At 59.8% G+C, this 24,725-nt stretch carries 22 protein-coding genes; 11 read left to right on the forward strand and 11 right to left on the reverse strand.

From position 1 onward, the window contains the following. Nucleotides 1–842: 842 nt before the first annotated feature. From AC1Q8Q_RS08595 to AC1Q8Q_RS08625, 7 genes are all read right to left on the reverse strand, one after another. A complete protein-coding gene (locus tag AC1Q8Q_RS08595) occupies nucleotides 843–1,409 on the reverse strand; it encodes a GNAT family N-acetyltransferase (protein WP_020796068.1) in 567 nt (188 codons plus the stop codon). Between the two features lie 22 nt (nucleotides 1,410–1,431). Then, nucleotides 1,432–2,202 carry an electron transfer flavoprotein subunit beta gene (etfB, locus tag AC1Q8Q_RS08600; RefSeq protein ID WP_020796069.1) on the reverse strand — a complete coding sequence of 257 codons (771 nt, stop codon included), beginning with the start codon at nucleotides 2,200–2,202 and terminating at the stop codon, nucleotides 1,432–1,434. A gap of 15 nt (nucleotides 2,203–2,217) precedes the next feature. Then, nucleotides 2,218–3,438: an electron transfer flavoprotein subunit alpha gene (gene etfA, locus AC1Q8Q_RS08605; RefSeq protein ID WP_168759057.1), complete on the reverse strand. Its 1,221-nt coding sequence runs from the start codon at nucleotides 3,436–3,438 to the stop codon at nucleotides 2,218–2,220. Further along, nucleotides 3,438–5,384 carry a dimethylglycine demethylation protein DgcB gene (gene dgcB / locus AC1Q8Q_RS08610; protein WP_168759058.1) on the reverse strand — a complete coding sequence of 649 codons (1,947 nt, stop codon included), beginning with the start codon at nucleotides 5,382–5,384 and terminating at the stop codon, nucleotides 3,438–3,440. Before dgcB ends, etfA begins: the two co-directional genes overlap by 1 nt. 134 nt (nucleotides 5,385–5,518) lie before the next feature. Further along, nucleotides 5,519–7,579, reverse strand: a complete 2,061-nt coding sequence (gene dgcA / locus AC1Q8Q_RS08615; protein WP_033044081.1) for a dimethylglycine demethylation protein DgcA — start codon at nucleotides 7,577–7,579, stop codon at nucleotides 5,519–5,521. A 15-nt stretch (nucleotides 7,580–7,594) separates the two neighbouring features. Beyond that, entirely contained in the window at nucleotides 7,595–8,125 is a 531-nt protein-coding gene (locus AC1Q8Q_RS08620; protein ID WP_020796073.1) for a DUF5943 domain-containing protein, read from the reverse strand. A gap of 78 nt (nucleotides 8,126–8,203) precedes the next feature. Then, the gene (locus AC1Q8Q_RS08625; protein WP_492614975.1) at nucleotides 8,204–9,181 is read right to left on the reverse strand and encodes a dipeptidase; all 978 of its coding nucleotides are present in this window, start codon (nucleotides 9,179–9,181) and stop codon (nucleotides 8,204–8,206) included. 235 nt (nucleotides 9,182–9,416) lie between these two features. Here AC1Q8Q_RS08625 and AC1Q8Q_RS08630 point away from each other — a divergent pair, with 235 nt between their 5' ends. Together AC1Q8Q_RS08630 and AC1Q8Q_RS08635 are read left to right on the forward strand one after the other, a co-directional pair. Then, nucleotides 9,417–9,818: a lysozyme inhibitor LprI family protein gene (locus AC1Q8Q_RS08630; RefSeq protein ID WP_033044083.1), complete on the forward strand. Its 402-nt coding sequence runs from the start codon at nucleotides 9,417–9,419 to the stop codon at nucleotides 9,816–9,818. Between the two features lie 59 nt (nucleotides 9,819–9,877). Then, on the forward strand, nucleotides 9,878–10,294 hold the full coding sequence (locus AC1Q8Q_RS08635) for a DUF3010 family protein (RefSeq protein ID WP_020796076.1): 417 nt from the start codon (nucleotides 9,878–9,880) through the stop codon (nucleotides 10,292–10,294). Between the two features lie 113 nt (nucleotides 10,295–10,407). On the opposite strand, the gene AC1Q8Q_RS08640 is transcribed toward AC1Q8Q_RS08635, so the two are convergent. Then, on the reverse strand, nucleotides 10,408–11,352 hold the full coding sequence (locus AC1Q8Q_RS08640) for a GlxA family transcriptional regulator (protein WP_020796077.1): 945 nt from the start codon (nucleotides 11,350–11,352) through the stop codon (nucleotides 10,408–10,410). A 194-nt stretch (nucleotides 11,353–11,546) separates the two neighbouring features. Here AC1Q8Q_RS08640 and AC1Q8Q_RS08645 point away from each other — a divergent pair, with 194 nt between their 5' ends. From AC1Q8Q_RS08645 to AC1Q8Q_RS08670, 6 genes are all read left to right on the forward strand, one after another. Beyond that, entirely contained in the window at nucleotides 11,547–12,491 is a 945-nt protein-coding gene (locus AC1Q8Q_RS08645) for a choline ABC transporter substrate-binding protein (RefSeq protein WP_020796078.1), read from the forward strand. A gap of 74 nt (nucleotides 12,492–12,565) precedes the next feature. After that, the gene (gene cdhC, locus AC1Q8Q_RS08650; RefSeq protein ID WP_020796079.1) at nucleotides 12,566–13,453 is read left to right on the forward strand and encodes a 3-dehydrocarnitine:acetyl-CoA trimethylamine transferase CdhC; all 888 of its coding nucleotides are present in this window, start codon (nucleotides 12,566–12,568) and stop codon (nucleotides 13,451–13,453) included. A gap of 91 nt (nucleotides 13,454–13,544) precedes the next feature. Next, entirely contained in the window at nucleotides 13,545–14,510 is a 966-nt protein-coding gene (locus tag AC1Q8Q_RS08655) for an L-carnitine dehydrogenase (protein WP_020796081.1), read from the forward strand. A 137-nt stretch (nucleotides 14,511–14,647) separates the two neighbouring features. Next, the gene (locus AC1Q8Q_RS08660; protein ID WP_020796082.1) at nucleotides 14,648–15,124 is read left to right on the forward strand and encodes a thioesterase family protein; all 477 of its coding nucleotides are present in this window, start codon (nucleotides 14,648–14,650) and stop codon (nucleotides 15,122–15,124) included. A gap of 12 nt (nucleotides 15,125–15,136) precedes the next feature. Next, nucleotides 15,137–16,300 (forward strand): gamma-butyrobetaine dioxygenase, encoded by a 1,164-nt coding sequence (locus AC1Q8Q_RS08665; protein WP_492614976.1) that lies wholly within the window; start codon nucleotides 15,137–15,139, stop codon nucleotides 16,298–16,300. A 371-nt stretch (nucleotides 16,301–16,671) separates the two neighbouring features. Continuing rightward, nucleotides 16,672–16,938, forward strand: coding sequence for a hypothetical protein (locus AC1Q8Q_RS08670; protein WP_020796085.1), 267 nt, complete (start codon nucleotides 16,672–16,674; stop codon nucleotides 16,936–16,938). Between the two features lie 102 nt (nucleotides 16,939–17,040). On the opposite strand, the gene gbdR is transcribed toward AC1Q8Q_RS08670, so the two are convergent. The 3 genes from gbdR to AC1Q8Q_RS08685 all read right to left on the reverse strand — a co-directional run bounded on the left by gbdR (nucleotide 17,041) and on the right by AC1Q8Q_RS08685 (nucleotide 21,211). Then, entirely contained in the window at nucleotides 17,041–18,144 is a 1,104-nt protein-coding gene (gbdR, locus tag AC1Q8Q_RS08675; protein WP_007975492.1) for a choline metabolism transcriptional regulator GbdR, read from the reverse strand. 488 nt (nucleotides 18,145–18,632) lie between these two features. Beyond that, entirely contained in the window at nucleotides 18,633–19,739 is a 1,107-nt protein-coding gene (locus AC1Q8Q_RS08680) for a hypothetical protein (protein WP_168759061.1), read from the reverse strand. A 95-nt stretch (nucleotides 19,740–19,834) separates the two neighbouring features. Continuing rightward, nucleotides 19,835–21,211, reverse strand: a complete 1,377-nt coding sequence (locus AC1Q8Q_RS08685; RefSeq protein WP_020796087.1) for an L-serine ammonia-lyase — start codon at nucleotides 21,209–21,211, stop codon at nucleotides 19,835–19,837. A 438-nt stretch (nucleotides 21,212–21,649) separates the two neighbouring features. Here AC1Q8Q_RS08685 and AC1Q8Q_RS08690 point away from each other — a divergent pair, with 438 nt between their 5' ends. The 3 genes from AC1Q8Q_RS08690 to choV all read left to right on the forward strand — a co-directional run bounded on the left by AC1Q8Q_RS08690 (nucleotide 21,650) and on the right by choV (nucleotide 24,695). After that, nucleotides 21,650–22,597, forward strand: coding sequence for a choline ABC transporter substrate-binding protein (locus tag AC1Q8Q_RS08690; RefSeq protein ID WP_020796088.1), 948 nt, complete (start codon nucleotides 21,650–21,652; stop codon nucleotides 22,595–22,597). Nucleotides 22,598–22,674: 77 nt separating this feature from the next. After that, the gene (choW, locus tag AC1Q8Q_RS08695) at nucleotides 22,675–23,520 is read left to right on the forward strand and encodes a choline ABC transporter permease subunit (RefSeq protein WP_020796089.1); all 846 of its coding nucleotides are present in this window, start codon (nucleotides 22,675–22,677) and stop codon (nucleotides 23,518–23,520) included. Continuing rightward, nucleotides 23,517–24,695, forward strand: coding sequence for a choline ABC transporter ATP-binding protein (choV, locus tag AC1Q8Q_RS08700; protein ID WP_020796090.1), 1,179 nt, complete (start codon nucleotides 23,517–23,519; stop codon nucleotides 24,693–24,695). Before choW ends, choV begins: the two co-directional genes overlap by 4 nt. Nucleotides 24,696–24,725 lie beyond the last annotated feature (30 nt).

The raw sequence follows: 24,725 nt of genomic DNA on the forward strand, positions 1-24,725 counted from the left end.
CCCCTGTAGGAGCGAGCATGCTCGCTCCTACAGGGACGGGTTCTCTTCCGAATTCATATCTCATATCACCTCTTTAGCACTGTACGAAATATGATCTATTGCGTTCAGAGCTATACCCTGTGTGCCTCCCAGCCTTCCGCAAACAAGTTATCCACATATCCACCCACAGCAAATGGGGACAACTGTGGAAATGTCGATAACTTTCTCCACAGAACTCAAAGAAAATCCGTGACTTATCCAGAATCAAGGTTTTTCACAGAGCCTGATCACTTATTGATCAAACCTCTATAAAGCACGAAATACGTGGCCTTCAGAGGATGGCGAACACCTTATCCACAGAAGCGCCAACAGACTTTGGGGGCAACTATTGTTCATCTGTGGAAAAGCGCTGAAAGCCGCGATTTTTGAGGGTTTACGCAGGGGATAACCGTTAAAAAGCCATCTTTGATCAATTTTTAACCAGAAGCCTGAAAGCCGCTGTTTATAAGGCCCTCAGCGGTAAGCGAACATCTTATCCACAGAATCGCCAACAGACTTTGGGGGCAACTAGGGGCCTGATTTGGATAAAAAAGTGTGAAAAAACCGTATCTTATGCTGGTTATAATTTGACCTATGGCTTGCAGCCCACGGTTTTAGAGAGGTATAGCGAGGGGCGAACATGTTATCCACAGAAGAGCTAACAGGGATTGTGGGTAAACCAGGCAATATCTTGTTAAAACGACTCACTGTGTTTTAACGGCACTGCCGAAGATGGTGGGTACAAACTGTTAACTACCCTAACAAAGCGCCACTAAAGCCAACACTATCAGATCTGATAGGACCGCCCGCCACCGGGCAGCCCGTCAAGGCCGATACATCAAATAGGCTTCTCCCGTGACTCGAATCATCGGATGCGGCGCAATCTGGCAGGTATCGACAACACGGAAACCATGGCGCTCATAGAACCGTCGGGCACCGGTGTTTGCGGCGTAGTCGATCAGGCTCAAGCCATTGAGCCCGAGCCGGTTTGCGCGGTCGTAGGCGTAGGCAAGGAACTGCTTGCCCAGCCCCTGGTTGCGCCAGCCTTCGTGCAGCGCCAGGCTGGAAATATAAAGGGTGTCGGGGATTTCCATCTTGGCGTACGGCGCCAGCACCGGGTCGGTCACCGGTGCCGCGAACGGATCGTGACGCATCACGTAGCTGTGCAGCATGCCAATGACCTTACCTTCAGCTTCGGCGATCAGGCAGTTCTGCCAGGAGAAATCCACATCGTCGCGGGCGTAACGCAGGGCTCCGACGTCCAACAGATCCTGCCCCGGTTCTGCTATCTGGCTCCAGATGTAATCCGCAGCACCCTCCGATGAAATCTGGAACAAACGCGCAATCTCGCGCGCATCCGCGCGCACTGCCGGACGAAATTCTACTGCCATTGACCTGCCCCCAAACGGACCGCTAGCGGACCACACCTTCTTCGATCAGCAACTTAAGGATGGCTTCAGCCCCCGCCTGTGCCGTCACGCCCTTGAGCACTTGTCCGCCACCACCACTGGCTTTCGCCGTTGCGGCTTTCATGCGATCGGCGCCGCTCTTGGCCTTGATTACCTTCAAGCGCTTCGGCCGTGGCTTGGCCGGTTGCAGGGTGGCGACCGCGAGCAATTCATCGTCGACGATTTCCACCTCATTGGCTTGCAAAACTCCGCGCCGGGCCGGACCGTAGGCGCTTTGCCGAGGCTTTGGCGCAGCGTTATCCACAGTGGCGAGAAACGGCAAGCGAACCTTCAAGCGACGCCGCTGACCGCGCGGCAGAGCCTGCAGTACCAGCGCCGAACCCCCATCAATCGACTCGACCTGCGCCAATCCCACCACCAGCGGCCAGCCAAGGCCTTCGGCCAGCAGGAACGGCAGCATGCCCGAGCCCTCGCCGGTTTCCGCCTGGCTACCGGTCAGGACCACCTGTGCCCCGGCATCGCGCAAATAAGCGGTCAACGCCGGAAGCGCATCGGCGCCCTGCGGTTGTTCAAGCACATGCAATTGTTCCAGCCCCATGCCCAGATAAGCGCGCAAGGCCGGTTCGCCAACGTCGCCGGCGTGCAGCACCTGCAAGTTATCCCCAGCCAGCTGCAAGCCCAACTCCACCGCCCGTGCATCCTGTTCCGCGCGACGTGGTCGACCGGAAGTCGGGTGGGCGCCGATGGACACCAGGCTGATGATTTTCGTGCTCATAACCCTTTCCTTCCCTTAAGCCGCATCGCGCTTGGCGTCGTTGCGGTAGGCTTCTACCGCCGCGATCAAGGCCCGAAGAATCTCCGCACTTTCGCCGATTACCGACAGGTCGGCCCGTTTGATCATGTCGCAACCCGGGTCGAGGTTGATCGCCACCACCTTGTCGCAGGCACCGATGCCCTGCAGGTGCTGGATTGCCCCGGAAATCCCCACCGCCACATAGACCCTCGCGGTGACCCAGGTGCCGGACGCGCCGACCTGACGGTCGCGCGCCATGAAGCCGTCGTCCACTGCCACCCGCGACGCGCCTTCGGTGGCGCCAAGGGCGGCGGCGGCCTGGTGGAACAAGTCCCAATCCTTGACCCCATTGCCGCCGGAGAAGATGAATTCGGCTTCGGCCATGGGAATCGCCGCCGGGTCCACTGCCACCGCCCCCAGGTCCTCGATGCGCGAGAGACTGCGGGCGACGGCTGTGGATAACTCCACCGGCAAAACTTCGTGACGAGTTTCGCTGACCGGCTCGGCGCATTCGACGGCGGCCAGGATCAACCGTGCAACCGGACGCGCCAGATCTTGCAAACCGGCACCGGCGCGACCAATACACTCCTGATCCTTGACCTGCCAGACCCGCGTGGCCGGGCGTTCGCCCAAGGCAGCGGCAAAGCGCCGACCCAATTCGCCACCGCCGCTGCGACTGTCCGGCAGCAGCCAGTGACGTGGGTTGAACTGGTTATCCACAGCCCGCAGGCCCTGGACACGTTGTTCCGGTGCATAACCGCTGAACTCTTCGCCTTCCAGCACCAGCAGGCGATCGACGCCGGCTGTGGAAAACGCGTTTTCCTTATGTTCGCCAAAGACCACGGCCAACACCGCGCCGTCGCTGCCGGCCAGTTGATGGGCCAGTCCCAGCAGATCTCGGTCGTGACTGCTCAAGCGGCCGCCGACCATGTCCGGCACCACGCAGATGAAGAATGCCGGCGCAGAGACTTGATGCAGCGGTAATTGCACTTCAACGGCGGCCGAACGTTTCGTCGTCCCGCCCTGCTGAGCGCCGCTACGGTCGATTCGCTTGATGCCGTTAGGGCCGATGAAACCGATGCCGTGCGGGTTCTTGCGAATGACGCCGTTAGGCCCCATCCAACTGTGCTGCGCCGGTTGCATGGCGGCGTGCAGAGGGTGCAAACGGTTACGGGCGATCCATTCGGCACGGGGGTCGCGGCGGATAATGTCGCTCATCAGTGCACCTCCGCGGGTTCACGTTTGGCCGGCGTAGCCGACTTTGGGGCCTGATCCTCCAGGAGCGCGTCGGCCACCAGTTCGGCAATGTCCTTGATCAACGGTCGTGGTTCGACCACACCTTCAAGCATCGCGGTGCACTGCGGGCAGCCCACGGCCACCAGTTCGGCGCCCGTCTCGCGGATGTCTTCCATGCGCATGTCGGGGATACGCTGCTTGCCCGGAATGTCGGTGATCGGCGCACCGCCGCCACCGCCGCAGCAGCGCGAGCGGAAACCGGAGCGTTGCATTTCCTTGACCTCGATGCCGAGCGCGCGCAGAACCTGGCGCGGCGCTTCGTACTCGCCGTTGTAGCGGCCGAGGTAGCACGGATCGTGATAGGTCACGCTGTCGCCCTTGTGCTGGCCAAGGTTCAGCGCGCCGGCGTCGATGATTTCCGCCATGTAGGTGCTGTGGTGCTGCACCAGGTAGTTTCCATCGAAAGCGCCGTATTCGTTTTTCAGCACGTGGAAGCTGTGCGGATCGCAGGTGACGATGCGGTTGAAGCTGTACTTGGCCAAGGTCTGGATGTTGCGCTTGGCCAGCAACTGGAAGGTTGCCTCGTCGCCCAGGCGGCGAGCCACGTCACCGCTGTCGCGCTCTTCGAGGCCAAGCACGGCGAAGTCGATTTTTGCCGCTTTCAGCACTTTGACGAACGCACGCAAGGTGCGCTGGTTGCGCATGTCGAAGGCGCCATCGCCCACCCAGAACAGCACGTCGGTGGATTTCTTTTCGCTGAGCAGATTGAGGTTCAAGTCCGCCGCCCAGTTCATCCGCCCGCCTGGCGCAAAACCGCCCGGGTTATCGGTGGCGATCAGGTTTTCCAGGACTTCGGCACCCTTGTTCGGGGTAGCGCCTTTTTCCAGGGTCAGATGGCGACGCATGTCGACGATGGCATCGACGTGCTCGATCATCATCGGGCATTCCTCGACACAGGCGCGGCAGGTGGTGCACGACCACAGGGTTTCGGCGTCCACCAGACCGTTGACGATCGGTTGATGCGGATTACCGGCGTGTTCACCGATTGGCTTGCCCGGATACGGACTGCCGGCAAATTTGGCATCGGTGCCTCCAGCCAGGCCGACGACCATGTCCTGGATCAATTTTTTCGGGTTCAACGGCTGGCCGGCGGCGAAGGCCGGGCACGCGGCTTCGCATTTACCGCACTGCACGCAGGCGTCGAAGCCGAGCAACTGGTTCCAGGTGAAATCCTTGGGTTTTTCCACGCCCAGTGGCGCGCTTGGGTCGTTCAGATCCAAGGGTTTCAGACCGGTGGAACGACCGCCGCCAAAGCGCTCGGCACGACGGTGCCAGGCCAGGTGCAGGGCACCGGCGAAGGCATGCTTCATCGGCCCGCCCCAGGTCATGCCGAAGAACAGCTCGGACACGCCCCACAGCACGCCAATCCCGAGGATCACCGCCAACAGCCAGCCGCCGAAGTTTTCCGGCAGGATACCGGCCACCGGCAGGGTCACGAGGAAGAACGACACCGAAAATGCCATCAGGCTTTTCGGCAGGCGCATCCACGGACCTTTCGACAGGCGCGCAGGTGGATTGCGCCGACGCAGGTAAACAAAGACCGCACCGACGAACATCACCGCCGACATCAACAACAATGCATAACCGAGGAAGCGGTTATGCAATCCGAAACCATGCACCAGAATTGCCAGCACGATGGACGCCACTGCGCCGCCGGCCGTCGCGACGTGGGTGTTGGCAATGTATTTGTCCCGCGCCACTACATGGTGCAGATCGACCATGTAGCGCTTGGGCATGGCGAACAGGCCGCCGATCAGATCGACCTTCGAGGCCCGGCCTCGGCGCCACATGTTTACCCGTCGCAATGCACCGAGAGCCGCGAGGCCCAGGGCAGCAAAGATCAGGATGGGAAGAAGGGTGTTGAGCATGGTGAAGCTCCCAAAGACCGCGGGGTCTCATGTGGGAGCGGGCTTGCTCGCGAATCCGGCGACGCGGTGTATCAGGTGTACCGCGTTATCGTTCTTCGCGAGCAAGCCCGCTCCCACATTGGTTCGGTGTGATTTTAGAAGTCCTTGCACAGCCGCAGCGCGTCATAGATCGCCGCATGCACGTTACGCTGGGCCACACAGTCGCCGATGCGGAACAACAGGTAGCCGTCGCCTTTCTGCTCCAGGCATGGCTGCGGCTTGATCGCGAACAAGGCTTCGACGTCGATCTGGCCTTTGTTGCGCGAGCCTTCCTTCATCGCGTAGTAGATCTCCTCGTCCGGACGCACGCCGTTCTCGATGACCACCTGGTCCACCACCCGCTCCTCTTTGGCGCCGGTGTATTCGTTTTCCAGCACCGCTATCAGCTTGTCGCCTTCGCGGTAGACCTTCTCCAGCATCATGTCGCCAGTCATGATCACTTCTTTCGGATACATGCTGCGGTAGTAGGTCGGGAACGACGTACCGCCAATGGCCACGCCTGGCTTGATGTCATCGGTGACAATCTCGACCTGGCTGCCCTTGTCGGCGAGGAAGTCGGCAGTCGACATGCCGGTAAACTCGCAAATGGTGTCGTAGACCAGCACGTTCTTGGCGGGTGCAACCTTGCCGTCGAGAATGTCCCAGCTGCTGACCACCAGGCCTTCAGCCGCGCCCCAGTGCTCGTTCTGCTCGATGAACGGATGACCGCCGACGGCCAGCACCACCACATCCGGACGCAGGTCCATGATGGTCGGCGCATCCGCCGCGGTGCCCAGGCGCAGGTCGACTTTCAACCGCGCCAGCTCCAGCTGATACCAGCGGGTGATACCGGCGATCTGGTCACGCTGCGGCGCTTTCGACGCCGTGGTGATCTGGCCACCGATAAAGTCCTTTTTCTCGAACAGGGTTACGTCGTGGCCGCGCTCGGCAGCCACACGAGCGGCTTCCATCCCGGCAGGACCGGCACCGACCACCACCACTTTGCGTTTAACGCCGGTGGTTTTTTCGATGATGTGCGGCAGACCCATGTATTCACGGGAAGTCGCGGCGTTCTGGATGCACAGCACGTCCAGGCCCTGGTACTGGCGGTCGATGCAGTAGTTGGCACCGACACACTGCTTGATCTGGTCGATCTGGCCCATCTTGATCTTGGCGATCAGGTGCGGGTCGGCAATGTGCGCGCGGGTCATGCCGACCATGTCGACGTAACCGCCTTCCAGGATACGGGTGGCCTGGTTCGGGTCCTTGATGTTCTGCGCATGCAGCACCGGAACCTTGACCACTTCCTTGATACCGGCGGCCAAATGCAGGAACGGCTCCGGTGGATAACTCATGTTCGGAATCACGTTGGCCAGGGTGTTGTGGGTGTCGCAACCCGAGCCCACGACGCCGATGAAATCGAGCATGCCGGTGTCGTCGTAATACTTGGCGATCTGCTTCATGTCTTCATGGGACAGGCCATCCGGGTGGAACTCGTCACCGCAGATACGCATGCCCACGCAGAAATCGTCACCGACCTCCGCGCGCACCGCTTTCAACACTTCCAGGCCGAATTTCATGCGGCCTTCGAAGGTGCCACCCCATTCGTCGGTACGCTTGTTGACCCGCGGGCTCCAGAACTGGTCGATCATGTGCTGGTGCACCGCCGACAATTCCACGCCGTCCAGGCCACCGGCCTTGGCGCGACGCGCAGCTTGCGCGTAGTTGCCGATCACCCGCCAGATTTCTTCCGGCTCGATGGTCTTGCAGGTGGCGCGGTGCACCGGCTCGCGTACGCCGGACGGCGACATCAGCGTCGGCCAGTTGAAGCCGTCCCAACGCGAGCGACGGCCCATGTGGGTAATCTGGATCATGATCTTGGCGCCGTGCTTGTGCATGGCGTCCGCAAGATTCTGGAAGTGCGGGATGATGCGGTCGGTGGACAGGTTCACCGAGCTCCACCACTCCTGCGGGCTGTCGATGGCGACGACGGACGAACCGCCACAGATCGCCAGGCCGATCCCGCCCTTGGCCTTCTCTTCGTAATACTTGACGTACCGGTCGGTGGTCATGCCGCCGTCGGTCGCATAGACCTCGGCGTGTGCAGTGCTGAGCACGCGGTTACGGATGGTCAGTTTGCCGATCTGGATCGGCTGGAACATTGCTTCGAAAGCCATGGCGGGTTCCTCGACTTACAACGGCTTGACGGTGAACAAGCCGTCTTCGTGGCCCTCTTCGGAGCCACCGTAGACTTGTTCGGCCACGGTGCGGATCTTGCTGCCACGAGCGGCGAGGATCTGGTCCATCGCGCCGGCAAACCAACCGGTGAACATGTAGTCGACCTTGCGCCCGACCTTGCCGTACACGTAGACGAATGCCGAGTGTTCAAGCTTGACGCTGCAGGTGCCTTTGTCGAGGTCGATGTCCTGGATCTTGAACAGGCCCCAGCCGCGCTGCGACAGGCGCTTCATGTAGTGCTCGAACACCGCAACGCCTTCCAGGCCATGGCATTCGGCTTCTTTTTCACACCAGTGCCAGGCGGACTTGTAGCCGGCCTTGTAGAGAATCTCGGCGTAAGCTTCGGCGCCCAGCACTTCCTCGATGCCCATGTGGTTGTTGACGAAGAAATGACGGGGCACATACAGCATCGGCAGGGCGTCGGACGTCCAGACACCGGTTTCGCTGTCGACTTCGATAGGCAATTGCGGGGCGATCTTGGCCATGGAAACTTAACTCCAGAAAAATTTTGTTGTTGCCTGCGGCGCGGACGGCCGCAGGAAAGGATTCAGAAGAGCGGTGGCTTATTCGCCCCAGACATCTTTCAAGACGTTCACCCAGTTCTCGCCCATGATCTTGCGCACCACGCGCTCGGAATGGCCGCGCTTTAGCAGGGTTTCGGTGAGGTTCGGGAACTCGCCGACGGTGCGGATGCCCAGCGGGTTGATGATCTTGCCGAAGCTGGTCAGGCGGCGGGCATAGCCCTTGTCGTGGGTCAGGTACTCGAAGAAGTCCTGGCAGTGACCCTGGGTGAAGTCGGTGCCGATACCGATCGAATCTTCACCGACGATGTTCAGGGTGTATTCGATGGCTTCGGCGTAGTCGTCGATGGTCGAATCGATGCCCTTGGCCAGGAATGGCGCGAACATGGTCACACCGACGAAACCGCCGTGGTCGGCAATGAACTTCAGTTCTTCATCGGACTTGTTGCGCGGGTGCTCCTTGAGGCCCGACGGCAGGCAGTGGGAGTAGCACACCGGCTTTTTCGATTCGAGGATGACTTCTTCGGACGTCTTGGAACCGACGTGGGACAGGTCGCACATGACGCCTACGCGGTTCATCTCGGCTACGATTTCACGACCGAAGCCCGACAGGCCGCCGTCACGCTCGTAGCAACCGGTGCCGACCAGGTTCTGGGTGTTGTAGCACATCTGCACAATACCGACGCCCAGCTGCTTGAACACTTCGACATAGCCGATCTGGTCTTCAAACGCATGGGCATTCTGGAAACCGAAGAGGATGCCGGTCTTGCCCTGCTCCTTGGCCTTGCGGATGTCGGCGGTGGTGCGCACCGGAATCACCAGGTCGCTGTTCTCGCGGATCAGCTTCTGGCTGGCGGCGATGTTGTTGACGGTGGCCTGGAAGCCCTCCCATACCGACACGGTGCAGTTGGCTGCGGTCAAACCGCCCTTGCGCATGTCTTCGAACAGTTCACGGTTCCACTTGGCAATAATCAGCCCGTCGATAACGATGCTGTCGGCGTGCAATTCGGCTGGGCTCATCAGGCTGTCCCCTTGTTAGCGATTCATGCGCCGAATCGTCTGTCGGCGCTTTGGGGCCAGCATATGCCTCGGTGCATTGGTAGCCGGGTGCAAAAACGACAGGGGAATTGCCGAAAGCGTCAATCCGCGACAAAGGGTCGTCGCAAGGCACAATTGCCGACCTGTTCAAGGCAATCCGCTTGGGCCAGAATTCGCCACATCTCTTGATGCTTCACTGGATGGGAGCGGCAACCACATGAAATTCATCGTCCTGGCCTTGGCACTGATTGCGACCGGCGTACACGCCGCCGAGGAGTCTGAAGACACCCCCTGCGACAAAGTCGAAAACGACGTACAGACCCTGGAATGCTCCGCCTTCAGCAAAACCACCGCCGAAGACTTGCTGAGCGAAAACTACAAAAGCCTGAACGAACGCATGCAGTCGCTCTACGGCAAGAACCCGTCGCAATTGGCCGAGATCACCGCCAAGATCAAGGCCGCCCAGCAACAATGGCTGAAAACCCGCGACGCTGACTGCGCCATCGAAGCCTTCCCGGCCACCGCCGGCAGCAAGGCATTCACTATTGCGCAGAATGATTGCGTGGCGCGGATGAGTGACGAGCGGTCGGAGTTTTTGGAGACGATTGGGCAGGAGTAACGCCTGCTATTCAACTGGAGCTGTAAGCTTCACGCCTTCAGCCAGAAAAGGGATTCACCATGAAAGTCTGCGGCATCGAAATCAAAGGCAGCGAAGCGATCATCGCCGTGGCAGCTCTCGACGGTTCCACGCTGAGCCATGTCGCGCTTGCGACCAAGAAAATCGCCCTGGAGGATGACGACGAAGCCGCCAATGTCAAAGTGTTTGCCGCTCAGGTCGCATCCTTTGTTCGCGAGAACTCGATAGATCGAATCGTGATCAAGAAGCGCAGCAAGAAAGGTGAGTTTGCCGGTGGGCCGACCACGTTCAAGATCGAGGGCGTTTTCCAGTTGCTGGAGAATTGCGAGGTGACGCTGCTGTCGCCGCAGACGATCAATGCACAGGCCAAGAAGCATGGTTTTGAGCCGCCGGAGACGCTGAACAAGTATCAGCATGAGGCGTACAAGGCAGCCTGCTCGGCACTTCTGAAGAAATAAGTTGCCCATTGTGGGAGCGAGCCTGCTCGCGAAGGCGGCGGTTCAGTCAACATCCATGTTGAATGTGCCGGACTCTTCGCGAGCAGGCTCGCTCCCACAGGTTTTCGGGGTGGTTATGCTTTGGCGGTACGCCGATCCTCCCTCGGGCACCGCTCGAACTTTGCCCTATAACTGCGGGTGAAATACGACGGCGATTCAAACCCGCAGGCAATACTCACCTCCAACACACTCATATCGGTCTGGCGCAGCAGTTGCCGGGCTTTCTCCAGCCTCAGGCGCAGGTAGAAATTGCTCGGTGTGTCGTTCAGGTGCAGGCGAAACAAGCGCTCCAGCTGACGCCGGGTGACCTTGATCGATTCCGCCAATTCCAACGTACTCAGCGGCGGCTCGCTGTGCTGCTCCATCTCGCCAATCACGTGAACAAGCTTCTTGTTGCTGATGCCATAACGCGTCGCGACTTCCATGCGCTGGTGGTCTTTACGCGGACGGATGCGCCCGAGCACGAATTGCTCGCTGACCTGGATTGCCAGTTCCGGGCCATGGGACTGGGCGATCAGATCCAGCATTAAATCGATCGACGCGGTCCCGCCAGCGCTGGTGATGCGTCGACGGTCGATCTCGAATAACTCTTGGGTGACACTGAGCTGCGGATAGGACTCCTTGAAGGCGTCGATGGCCTCCCAGTGCAGGGTCAGGCGATGACCGTCGAGCAAACCTGCCTCAGCGAGGATGAAGCTGCCGGTGTCAATGGCGCCGAGCGTCACGCCTTCGTTGTCGAGGCGACGCAGCCAGTGCTCCAGCGCCGGAGTGGCGAATTTCAGCGGTTCGAAGCCGGCGACCACCCATAACGTCGCGCCTTTTTTCAACGGCTCCAGCGCCGCGTCGGCGTTGACCGACATGCCGTTACTGGCCAGCACCGCCCCACCATCGGCGCTCAATACATGCCAGCGATAGAGCTCGCCGCGAAAGCGATTGGCAACCCGCAATGGCTCGATGGCCGAGATAAATCCAATCGCCGAGAAACCCGGCATCAACAAGAAATAGAAATCCTGGGACATGGAGCGCACTCGTTCGACGGGTAGCGTGAAGACGTTGATACGCCACTTGCAGAAGGCATTCAAGAGCACAGGTCGCTGCAGTGCAAGAGTCGGTCGCCGCAGTGCGCTTTCATGACAGATTAGCTGCGTAACGTGACATCACCGGCGCACAGACGACCGGACCCACAATAATGAAACTGCCGAGGAACCTGAGAATGAAACGACTGATCAGCAGCTGTGTTCTTGCACTCAGTGGTACCGCTTTGCTGAGCGCCAGTGTCATGGCAGCCGAACCGGCGTCGTGCCAGAACGTGCGCATGGGCGTGGTGAACTGGACCGACGTGATCGCCACCAGTGCGATGACCCAGGTATTGCTCGACGGCCTCGGCTACAGCACCAAACAAACCAGCGCCTCCCAGCAAATCATCTTCGCCGGGATTCGCGATCAGCGCCTGGACCTGTTCCTGGGTTACTGGAACCCGCTGATGACCCAGACCATCACCCCGTTCGTCGACGCCAATCAGGTCAAGGTGCTTGAAGCGCCCAACTTGAAAGACGCACGTGCCACCCTCGCCGTTCCGACCTATCTCGCCGACAAGGGCCTGAAGACCTTCGCCGACATCGCCAAGTTCGAAAAAGAGCTGGGCGGCAAGATCTACGGCATCGAGCCAGGCTCAGGCGCCAACACCCAGATCAAGGCGATGATTGCCAAGAATCAGTTCGGCCTCGGCAAATTCCAACTGGTCGAATCCAGCGAGGCGGGCATGCTCGCGGCGGTGGATCGCGCCGTGCGCCGCAAGGAAGCCGTGGTGTTCTTCGGCTGGGCACCGCACCCCATGAACGTCAACGTACAGATGACCTATCTCACCGGCAGTGAAGACGCCCTCGGCCCTAACGAAGGCATGGCCACGGTTTGGACCGTGACCTCGCCGACCTACGCCGAGCAGTGCCCGAACATCGGTCGCCTGCTGAGCAACCTGACGTTCACCGCCGAAGATGAAAGCCGGATGATGCAGCCGCTGCTGGATCACAAGGACGCCTTCGAGTCCGCCAAACAGTGGCTGAAGGATCACCCGCAAGACAAGCAGCGCTGGCTGGAAGGCGTGACCACCTTCGACGGCAAGCCTGCGGCTGAAAACCTCAAGCTGACCAGCAAGTAACCCTCAATTGAACCACCGATTCGCGGCCCGAACGGGCTGCGAACGGGACCACCACGCCTGAAGGAAACCGCCAAATGAACCACGACGTCATCATCACCTGCGCACTCACCGGTGCTGGCGACACGACCGCCAAGAGCCCACATGTGCCGGTCACCCCGAAACAGATTGCAGCCGCAGCCGTGGAGGCCGCCAAGGCCGGCGCTACCGTGGTTCACTGCCACGTTCGCGATCCCGAAACCGGCAAGTTCAGCCGTGACGTGGCGCTGTACCGCGAAGTGATGGAGCGTATTCGCGAGGCCGACGTGGACATCATCGTCAACCTCACTGCCGGCATGGGCGGCGACCTGGAAATCGGCGCGGGCGAGAACCCGATGGAGTTCGGCCCGAACACTGACCTGGTCGGCCCGTTGACTCGTCTGGCCCATGTCGAGGAACTGCTGCCGGAAATCTGCACCCTCGATTGCGGCACCCTGAACTTCGGCGATGGCGACACCATTTACGTCTCTACTCCGGCACAGCTGCGTGCGGGCGCCAAACGCATCCAGGAACTGGGCGTTAAGGCCGAGCTGGAGATCTTCGACACCGGTCACCTGTGGTTCGCCAAGCAGATGATCAAGGAAGGCCTGCTCGACAACCCGCTGTTCCAACTGTGCCTGGGCATCCCGTGGGGCGCGCCGGCTGACACCACTACCATGAAAGCCATGGTCGACAACCTGCCGGCCGACGCCGTGTGGGCCGGTTTCGGCATCGGCCGCATGCAAATGCCGATGGCCGCGCAAGCCGTGCTGCTGGGTGGCAACGTGCGAGTTGGGCTGGAAGACAACTTGTGGCTGGACAAGGGCGTACTGGCGACCAATGGCCAACTGGTCGAACGCGCCAGCGAAATCCTCAGCCGCCTCGGTGCCCGTGTGCTCACGCCTGCTGAGGGCCGCAAGAAAATGGGCCTGAAACAGCGCGGTTAATCCTCCCCACCCTTTTTCCCCTTGTGGGTGTGGGCTTTTGTGGCAAGGGTCTGCCCCACAAGGGAATCATCGAATTCTTCAGGAAATTGCCATGACCTTCATTACCGAAATCAAAACCTTCGCCGCACTGGGCAGCGGTGTCATCGGCAGCGGCTGGGTGTCCCGCGCCCTCGCCCACGGCCTCGACGTGGTGGCCTGGGACCCGGCCCCCGGTGCCGAAGCCGCCCTGCGCAAACGCGTCGCCAATGCCTGGGGCGCCCTTGAGAAACAAGGCCTGGCGCCCGGAGCCTCGCAGGATCGCCTGCGCTTTGTCGCAACCATCGAAGAATGCGTGCGCGACGCCGATTTCATCCAGGAAAGCGCTCCTGAGCGCCTGGAACTAAAACTGGAGTTGCACAGCAAGATCAGCGCCGCGGCCAAGCCCAATGCATTGATCGGCTCCAGCACCTCCGGCCTGTTGCCAAGCGAGTTCTACGAGAGTTCGACCCACCCGGAGCGCTGTGTGGTCGGCCACCCGTTCAACCCGGTTTACCTGTTGCCATTGGTGGAAGTGGTCGGTGGCAAGAATACCGCCCCCGAAGCCGTGCAGGCGGCTATGAAAGTCTACGAATCGCTTGGCATGCGCCCGCTGCACGTGCGCAAGGAAGTGCCGGGATTCATCGCCGACCGCTTGCTCGAAGCGCTGTGGCGCGAGGCACTGCACCTGGTCAACGACGGTGTGGCGACGACCGGCGAAATCGACGACGCGATTCGTTTTGGCGCCGGTCTGCGTTGGTCGTTCATGGGCACATTCCTGACCTATACCCTGGCCGGTGGCGACGCCGGGATGCGCCACTTCATGGCACAGTTCGGCCCCGCCCTGCAGTTGCCATGGACCTACCTGCCGGCGCCGGAACTGACGGAAAAACTGATCGACGATGTGGTGGATGGCACCAGCGATCAGTTGGGCACACACAGCATTTCGGCGCTGGAGCGCTATCGTGATGATTGCCTGCTGGCGGTGCTGGAAGCCGTGAAGACCACCAAAGAGAAGCATGGGATGAGTTTCAGCGAGTAACCCGTACCACTGATCGTTCCCACGCTCTGCGTGGGAATGCAGCCCGGGACGCTCGGCGTCCCAAAAGATCGTGACGCAGAGCGTCACAGGAGGCGTTACCACGCAGAGCGTGGGAACGATCATCTCTGGAGAGCAAGATGCCCGCACTAACCACCTATCAAACCCGCATCATCCCCGATTGGGTCGACTACAACGGCCACCTGCGCGACGCGTTCTACCTACTGATCTTCAGCTACGCCACAGACGCCCTGATGGACCGCCTCGGCATGGACAGCAGCAACCGCGAAGCCAGCGGCAACTCGCTGTTCACCCTGGAACTGCACCTCAACTACCTGCACGAAGTGAAGCTCGACGCCGAGGTCGAGGTGCACACACAAATCATCGGCCACGACAATAAACGCCTGCACCTCTACCACAGCCTGCACTTGGTGGGCGACGCCAAGGAGCTGGCGGGCAACGAGCAAATGCTGTTGCACGTCGACCTCGCCGGACCACGCTCCACGCCATTCAGCGAGCAGACCCTGGGCCGGCTGCAAGCCATGGTCGCCGAACAGAGCGACCTGCCCGCCCCCGCCTGCATCGGCCGAGTGATCGCATTGCCGCCAAAAAAATAACAAGGAGATCCCATGAACACTGCCGCCGCTTTTGCCGACTTCCGTACTTATCCGCTGATCAGCGCGCTGACAGGCGTGCAGGCCATGGCCGATCGTATCCTGGTGACGTGGGCCGACAACCGCGTCAGTCCCTTCCACCACCCATGGCTGCGGGACAATTGCCCGTGTCCGCAATGCGTCTACACGGTGACGCGCGAACAGGTGCTGGAAATCGTCGATGTGCCGGAGAACCTTAAGCCTGTCCAAACCAGTGTCGACCCTGATGGTTGCCTGAGCGTGCAGTGGCAGGATGGCCACCTCAGCCGCTTCGACCCTGGCTGGCTGCGGGCCCACGCCTATGACGACGAGTCCCGCGCCGAGCGCCTGGCAAGCAAGCCCAAGGCCAGGCTTTGGCACAGTGATTTGCAGTTGCCGGTGTTCGAGTATCAAGCACTGATGAACGACAACCAGGCGCTATTGCAATGGCTGCTGGCCGTGCGTGACACCGGCCTGACCCAGGTCCGTGGCGTACCCACCGAGCCTGGCTCGCTGAAGCTGGTCGCCCAGCGCATTTCCTTCATCCGCGAGAGCAATTTCGGCGTGCTGTTCAATGTGCAATCGAAGGCCGACGCCGACAGCAACGCCTACACCGCTTTCAACTTGCCGCTGCACAGCGACCTGCCGACGCGCGAGTTGCAACCGGGGCTGCAGTTCCTGCATTGCCTGGTCAACGATGCCGAGGGTGGCGAGAGTATTTTCGTCGACGGTTTTGCCATCGCCGAGGCGTTACGCGAGGAGGACCCCGAGTCGTTCCGAAGCCTGTGCGAAATCCCCGTGGAATTTCGCAATAAAGACCGCCTCAGTGACTATCGTTGCCTGGCGCCGATCATCGCGCTGGATACCTTGGGGCGGGTCTCGGAAATCCGCATGGCGAACTTTCTGCGAGGGCCGTTCGATGCATCGGTGGAGCAGATGCCCAGGCTCTATCACGCCTATCGCCGTTTCATCGCGATGACTCGCGAGCCTCGATTCAGGCTGATGCAAAGGCTCAACCCCGGCGAACTCTGGTGCTTCGACAATCGCCGTACCCTGCACGCGCGCAACGCCTTCGACCCTGCCACGGGTGCCCGCCATTTCCAGGGGTGTTATGTGGATCGGGATGAGTTGTTGTCGCGCATCCTCGTGCTACAGCGTTAAACCGCGTCATCGTTCTTCGCGAGCAAGCCCGCTCCCACAGGGATTTGCGCATGACGCAGATCAAATGTGGGAGCGAGCCTGCTCGCGAAGGCGACTGTACAGACCACACAGAAACCACAGGCAAAAAAAAGCCCCGATCAAGCCGTGACAGGATCGAGGCAGAGGGTACTGTTGAGGAGCTGCCGCGGGAAGGTGACCAAACCCTCGTGAAGCAAGCTGGGTCCAGTGTGCCGACTCTCAGCGCAGGTAAATAGCCCGAAAACGACCTGTTCATAGTCAATGCTGCCATAACGACAAATCGCCCTTGCCGCCACTGCGTGCCACTACCAGAATCGACCCACGACATCATTCCCAGAAGAAGGATTTGCGTCATGATGCACGCCGATTTGATAGACCAGGAAGACCTGTTGGGCCAGCTCAAGTCATTGGGTTTTCAAGTGCCGAGCGGCGCGACGGCCGAACAGGCTTGCGAATGCGCGGTAAGGGGCCTGGACGATGCTCGGGCCTATGAACTTCGCAAGATGGTCAAGGAGATGTACACCAGCAGCGCGACGATCCTGCCGGCTGTGCGCCAGGCCATCGACAAGCAATTGCTGCCAGCGTTGGCGCAATACCAACAGAGCCACACCACCCGCTAAAACGCCTTCGCGAGCAGGCTCGCTCCCACATTCGACCGCATCCCAATGTTGGAACTCGGTCAATGTGGGAGCGAGCCTGCTCGCGAATGAAGCGACTCGCTATTAGAGCCTTACGCTGGCGAACGTCGACTCATTACGCGCCTGACTCAGCGCCGACAACGGCCCGGACAACGGTGAAAGCACCAATGCCTGTGGCAGCGGCATCATCGCCACTTGCTGCGTGGTGTTGGAACCTACGCGCTCGTCGCGTGGCGGAATGCCGAAGTACTCGCGGTAGCACTTGGAGAAGTGCGGCGTGGACACGAAGCCACAAACCGATGCCACTTCGATGATCGACATTGGCGTTTGCTTGAGCAGTTGCCGAGCGCGGATCAAGCGCAGCTTCAGGTAGTACCGCGAAGGCGAGCAATGCAGGTACTTCTGGAACAGCCGCTCCAGCTGACGACGGGACACGGCGACGTACACCGCCAGTTCGTCGAGGTCGATCGGCTCTTCGAGGTTGGCTTCCATCAGCGCGACGATTTCCTGCAGTTTCGGCTGGTTGGTGCCGAGCATGTGCTTGAGCGGTACGCGCTGGTGATCCTGTTCGTTGCGGATGCGCTCGTAGACGAACATCTCCGAGATCGCAGCCGACAGTTCACGACCGTGATCGCGGCTGATCAGGTGCAGCATCATGTCCAGCGGCGCGGTGCCGCCGGAGCTGGTGAAACGGTTACGGTCGAGGGTGAACAGGCGAGTACTCATGGCCACCCGCGGAAACGCTTCCTGCATCGCCGCCAGGCATTCCCAGTGCACGCTGCAATCGAAACCGTCGAGCAGGCCGGCGCACGCCAGGGCCCAGCTGCCGGTGCACACCGCACCCAGGCGACGGGACTGCCGCGCCTGGCTCTGCAGCCAAGACACGTGTTCGCGGGTAACCGTGCGTTGAATTCCGATACCGCCGCAGACAATCACGGTGTCCATTGGCGGGGCTTTGTGCATGGAGGCATCGGGGGTGATTTGCAGACCGTCACTGGCCCAGACTTGCCCGCCATCGACGGTGAGAGTGGTCCAACGATACAGCTCGCGACCGGACAGCTGGTTGGCCATACGCAGTGGTTCGACTGCGGATGCCAGGGAAATCAGCGTGAAATTGTCCAGCAACAGAAAGCCGATGGATTGTGGCGCACGGTTCTGGGGTTGGGCCCCGGAGTTGAACGTCGTCATCGCAGTATCTCCTCACACAAAGCGGGTGATGGCCTCAGGCGGAGGCTCTTGTTATTGCCATCGTTCTCGCATGGGAGACGGGCTTTGTAATGACAGAGCAAATGCCATGCCTAAATTTGAATACGCGTTCAATAACTCCTAAAAACGACGTCGGAATGTGTCTATATATGACGCGCAGGGAGTAAGGGTTATAAGTGCCATCAATGGCTGCAAGCGCTCTGCCCCGTTGCGTTTGAGCAAAACGGTAGCACTTGTGGGAACAGGGCTACAGGGAGCTCTGTAAGAGTGTCACCGCAGGCACGGGGTGACGGGTGGTCCGGGATGGGGAGGACCTGATCTTGAGGTCAGGTACTTATCTGTTAGCGACGCGCCAAAAGGAGGCGCATCAGGTATTACCTGTTCACTTAACGCGCAGTTTTGACTGGTCCGAATCACAAAGCCCCCCTCTGCCAAGCGTTATACTTCGCATCAGCGCATTATTTTGACGATCAAGAACGCCTCAACATCCTTATTACCTGCTCAGAGGCTGCCTCCAACCGCTCTTTAAATGCCTGAAGTTCCTTCACCTCAATCCCATCCCCATCCGCAGCGGGTAGATCAGCCATCGCTTTACGAAAAGAAAGATGAATGTCCAAGAATTGCAGGGTAGTCAAAGGCGTAGTCGAAGCACCATCTGCAAAAGACTCAACCAATGCAAGATCATCGCTCAAACGAGTATTGCCATTACCCAGACAGTCAGGCTCCGCGATGCGAAACCCGTTCATATGAGCGTTCCGAAACACATGGCCTGTACTTATCTCGACATTAGCGCTTCCCAACGCAGTGAATGCTCCAAATAGCTCATCGCGAACCTGCGTTTTTGAGGCCTTTGCGTCAAGCTCAGTGGGGATCAACTGTCGGACAGCTTTGATTTCCATACGCAACGATGACTTCGCTGTTTCACGATCCGGCAGCTTGCCAAGGATCAGCTCGATATCGTCTGCTGAAATAATCTCCCTTCCTGCAATGACCGTCCCTATATCGTTAAGGCTATTGAGTACATCAGCGACGATTGTGGCAGTTAACCCACCCCTGAGCTCAAGATGATAATGGGCCTGCATGCGACCATTTTCGGCAAAAGGAACGCCAAGAGTGTGGTAACGATCATAATCGTCGGGGTTACCCCGCCGGGGAATATTGCGGTCCTCGTAAACCAAACCATCACCGAGCAAGTGGTTTTCGTGAATCGTAATCAACGGTGATCCGGCGTCGCTCCTGGCCAAAACTTGGTTCAGCGCGGCTACCGTCGAGGTCACTGCGCGCTCAACCTCACGCTTGCACTCTTGACTGAGCGCCCCAGTGGCAAAATCCTTCGAAGCATTTAAATTCAACAGACCACGTTTGGCATGAACTTCGACACTATGCAACAACGTCGCTGGAGAGCAATCGTGCTTTACCCATGTCGACTTGCTGCTGCTAGCAAGATGAAGGGAGCCCGGATTGTTTGCTGTCGAAACCAATTGTTTGTGGACCAGCGTTGTTTTTGCGCGAAATCCCGGATCCAGAGGCACCACAGTGAGATTTGGAGCAGAACCGGATAGCGTTGTCGTCAGCATAAGTCCTCGATGCCAGGATATTGAGCCCGGCATTCTAGAATACGCTACTGCTGAAAAGGTTCTTCACGTGTATCCAAGTGATTCCTGAAGCTACATCAACACTCCACCGCACTCACCGCCAACCCACCCCGCGACGTCTCTTTATACTTGTCATGCATATCGGCCCCGGTATCGCGCATCGTGCGGATCACCCGGTCCAGGGAGATAAAGTGCTGGCCATCGCCGCGCAATGCCATCTGCGCCGCATTGATCGCCTTCACCGCGGCAATCGCGTTGCGCTCGATGCACGGCACCTGCACCAGGCCGCCCACCGGGTCACACGTGAGCCCCAGGTTGTGCTCCAGGCCGATTTCCGCCGCGTTGCACAGTTGTTCCGGTGTGGCGCCCAAAATTTCTGCCAAGCCCGCGGCCGCCATGGCGCAGGCCGAGCCGACTTCGCCCTGGCAACCGACTTCGGCACCGGAGATCGAGGCGTTCTTCTTGCACAGGATCCCGACCGACGCCGCGCCGAGCATGTAGTCGACGACATTGGCGTCGGTCACGTCCTCGCTGAACTTCATGAAGTAGTGCAGCACCGCCGGGATGATCCCGGCCGCGCCATTGGTTGGTGCCGTGACCATGCGCCCGCCGGCGGCGTTCTCTTCGTTGACCGCCAGGGCGAACAGGTTGACCCACTCCATGGCGCTCAGTGTCGAGCCGATCACGTTAGGCTTGTTCAGCTCCTGCAAGCTGCGATGCAATTTCGCCGCGCGACGGCGCACGTTCAGCCCGCCGGGCAGGATGCCCTCGTGCTTGAGGCCTTGTTCGACGCAATCCTGCATGGCGCGCCACAGGTGCATCAGGCCACTGCGGATTTCCTCTTCGCTGCGCCACACCTTCTCGTTGGCCATCATCAATTCGGCCACGCGCAGGTTGTGCTTTTTACACAACTCCAGCAGCTCGGCAGCGCTGGAAAAATCGTACGGCAGTTCGGTGTGATCCATGTCGACCACCCCGCTGCTGGCTTGTGCCTCATCGACGACAAAACCGCCACCCACCGAATAGTAGGTGTCGCGATGCAACTCGCCGTCATCGCCCTCGACAATCAGGGTCATGGCATTGGGATGGAATGGCAGGTTTTCGTCGATCAGGCGCATATCCCGAGCCCAGATGAACGGCACCGGCTGGCGGCCATCGAGTAGCAATGTGTCGGTTTCGCGCAGAGTGGCGATGCGGATGCCGATTTGCGACGGATCGATCGCGTCCGGCCACTCCCCCATCAAGCCCATGATCACCGCGTTGTCGCTGCCGTGGCCGATGCCGGTAGCCGACAGCGAACCAAAAAGCTGCACTTCGACGCGCCGAACCTGCTCAAGCTGCCCGCGTTCGCGCAAGCCCTGCACGAACAGCGCCGCGGCCCGCATAGGCCCCACGGTGTGTGAACTGGAAGGGCCAATGCCGATTTTGAACAGGTCGAAAACACTGATAGCCATTACTGCCGGACTCCTGGATGTGCCAACTCCAGGCGCAGAAGCGCCCGGTGACGGAGCTGCTACGCTCAAGCTGCAATCCGTCGTGATGGCCGCATCATCAGGCTTTTATCCTGTCGTTCGACGTCTCACACCGACGCACTCATGTCCACGAACGCCGCGTGTCTTTCACGTCGTGTTTTCGCCGTTTTTTTGCGGCTCAGACGGACAAAAGAGGCTGAAAAAATCTGTAAACGACGTCACCGACACTGGATGCGACCATCCCTGTACTGGTTACGACGCACCCTGTAGGCGTCAGATTTTCACTGGTACATGATCGTAACGACTCGATTGCAAGGCGCCGTGGTAGAGATGTCTCCAGAACGCCATCCAACCGCAACCTATAAGTGCGGTGGTTCCAGTCGGAAACTACTGCCAAAAAAAACACCAAGGAGTCCATCCATGAAAGGTTCCCCGTCGTTGTTGTTGGCCGCCCTGCTTAGTCTGCCGGTTATGGCGCAAGCCGCCGAACCGGCTCAATGCAGCACCGTAAACTTCTCCGATGTCGGCTGGACCGACATCACCGCAACGACCGCCACCACCAGCGTCGTGCTCAACGCCCTCGGCTACAAGACCAAGACCACCATGATTTCCGTGCCCGTGACCTACAAGTCCCTGGCCGACGGGAAGAACATGGACGTGTTCCTCGGTAACTGGATGCCGACCATGGAAAACGACATCAAGGCCTACCGCGACGCCGGCACCGTGGAAACCGTGCGCACCAACCTCAAGGGCGCCAAATACACCCTCGCCGTGCCACAAGCCCTGTACGACAAAGGGCTGCATGATTTTGCCGACATCGCCAAGTTCAAGAAGGAACTGGACGGCAAGATCTACGGCATCGAGCCCGGCAACGACGGCAACCGCCTGATCCAGAGCATGATCGACAAGAACGCCTTCGGCCTCAAGGACGCAGGCTTCAAGGTCGTCGAATCCAGCGAAGCGGGGATGCTCTCCCAGGTCGACCGCGCACAGAAACGCGACACCGCCGTGGTCTTCCTCGGCTGGGCGCCGCACCCGATGAACAAGCGCTTCAAGATTCAATACCTGACCGGCGGCGACGATTTCTTTGGCCCGGATTTCGGTGCTGCCACCGTGGCGACCAACACCCGCAAGGGTTACGCCGAGGAGTGCAGCAACGTGGGCCAACTGCTGAAAAACCTGGAGTTCACTGTCGACATGGAGAGCGAACTGATGGGCAACATCCTGGACGACAAGATGAAGCCTGACGCGGCCGCCAAGGCCTGGCTGAAAAAGAATCCACAGGTGCTCGATACCTGGCTCGCTGGCGTGACCACCATTGACGGTAAACCAGGCCTGGAGGCCGTGAAAGCCAAACTCGCGCCTTGAATCGGGGAGCATCGCTTATGCCGGGCGGCTCACGCCGTCCGGGCTGTTAATTTCCTTGCATGCGGACGTTCACTACCATGCTGATTGATCAGAAAATCCCTTTAGGCCAGCACATCGCGAGCTTTGTCGAATGGTTGACGCAACACGGCGCCAACACCTTCGACGCCATTGCCGTGACGCTGGAAACGATGATCCACGGCGTGACTTTCGCGCTGACCTGGTTCAACCCGCTGGCACTGATCGGCCTCATCGCCCTCCTGGCCCACTTCATCCAGCGCAAATGGGGGCTGACCGCTTTCGTCATCGCCTCCTTTCTGCTGATCCTCAACCTAGGGTACTGGCAGGAAACCATGGAGACCCTGGCCCAGGTGCTGTTTGCCACCCTGGTCTGCGTGGTCATCGGCGTGCCACTGGGCATCGTCGCGGCGCACAAGCCAATGTTCTACACTTTTATGCGTCCGGTACTCGATCTGATGCAGACCGTACCGACCTTCGTTTACCTCATTCCTACCCTGACCCTCTTCGGGCTGGGTGTGGTGCCAGGCCTGATCTCCACGGTGGTATTCGCCATCGCCGCGCCGATCCGCCTGACCTACCTGGGCATCCGCGATGTCCCGCAAGAACTGATGGACGCCGGCAAGGCCTTTGGCTGCTCGCGTCGCCAGCTACTAACACGGATCGAACTGCCCCACGCCATGCCGAGCATCGCGGCCGGCATCACCCAGTGCATCATGCTGTCGCTGTCGATGGTGGTGATTGCGGCACTGGTGGGCGCCGACGGACTGGGTAAACCGGTGGTCAACGCACTGAACACTGCTGATATCGCCCTGGGCTTCGAAGCGGGCCTGGCGATCGTACTGCTGGCGATCATGCTCGACCGTATCTGCAAACAACCCGACGCGAAAGTAGGGGGTGACGCATGAGCATAATTCGCTTCGAAGACGTCGACGTGATCTTCACCAAGGATCCACGCGAAGCACTGAAACTTCTCGATCAAGGCTTGACCCGCAGCGAGATCCTGAAAAAGACCGGGCAAATCGTTGGCGTCGAAAAGGCCAGCCTGGATATCGAAAAAGGTGAAATCTGCGTGCTGATGGGCCTGTCCGGCTCCGGCAAGTCCAGCCTGCTGCGTTGCATCAACGGTCTCAACACCGTCAGCCGTGGCAAGCTGTTCGTCGAACACGAAGGCAAGCAGATCAACATCGCGTCCTGTTCCGCGGCCGAGCTGAAAATGATGCGCACCAAGCGCATTGCGATGGTGTTCCAGAAGTTCGCCCTGATGCCTTGGCTGACGGTGCGCGAGAACATCAGCTTCGGCCTGGAAATGCAGGGCCGTCCGGAGAAGGAACGCCGGAAACTGGTCGATGAAAAACTTGAGCTGGTGGGCCTGACCCAATGGCGCAACAAGAAACCCGATGAGCTGTCCGGTGGCATGCAGCAACGTGTGGGCCTGGCCCGTGCGCTGGCGATGGACGCCGACATCCTGCTGATGGACGAACCGTTCTCGGCACTCGACCCGCTGATCCGCCAGGGCCTGCAGGACGAACTGCTGGAGCTGCAACGCAAGCTGAGCAAGACCATCGTGTTCGTGAGCCACGACCTCGATGAAGCCCTGAAGCTCGGCAGCCGTATCGCGATCATGAAAGACGGCCGGATCATCCAGTACAGCAAGCCTGAAGAAATCGTCCTCAACCCTGCGGACGACTACGTGCGGACCTTCGTCGCCCACACCAACCCGCTGAACGTACTGTGCGGGCGCAGCCTGATGCGCACCCTGGACAACTGCAAGCGCATCAACGGCTCGGTGTGCCTCGATCCGGGCGGCGATTCGTGGCTTGACCTCGCCGAAGGCAACACCATCAAGGGCGCACGCCAGAACGGTGCGAGCCTGGACCTGCAGAACTGGATTCCAGGTCAGGCGGTCGAAGGCCTGGGCCGTCGGCCGACGCTGGTGGATTCCAACATCGGCATGCGCGACGCATTGCAGATTCGTTATCAGACCGGCAACAAACTGGTGTTGCACGACAACAACAAAGTGGTCGGGATTCTCGGCGACAGCGAGCTGTACCACGCGCTGCTCGGCAAGAACCTGGGCTAAGGCCACAGACACAAAAACGCCGCGAGAGAT

The organism is Pseudomonas sp. GW823-FHT06B06, from assembly GCF_058795195.1.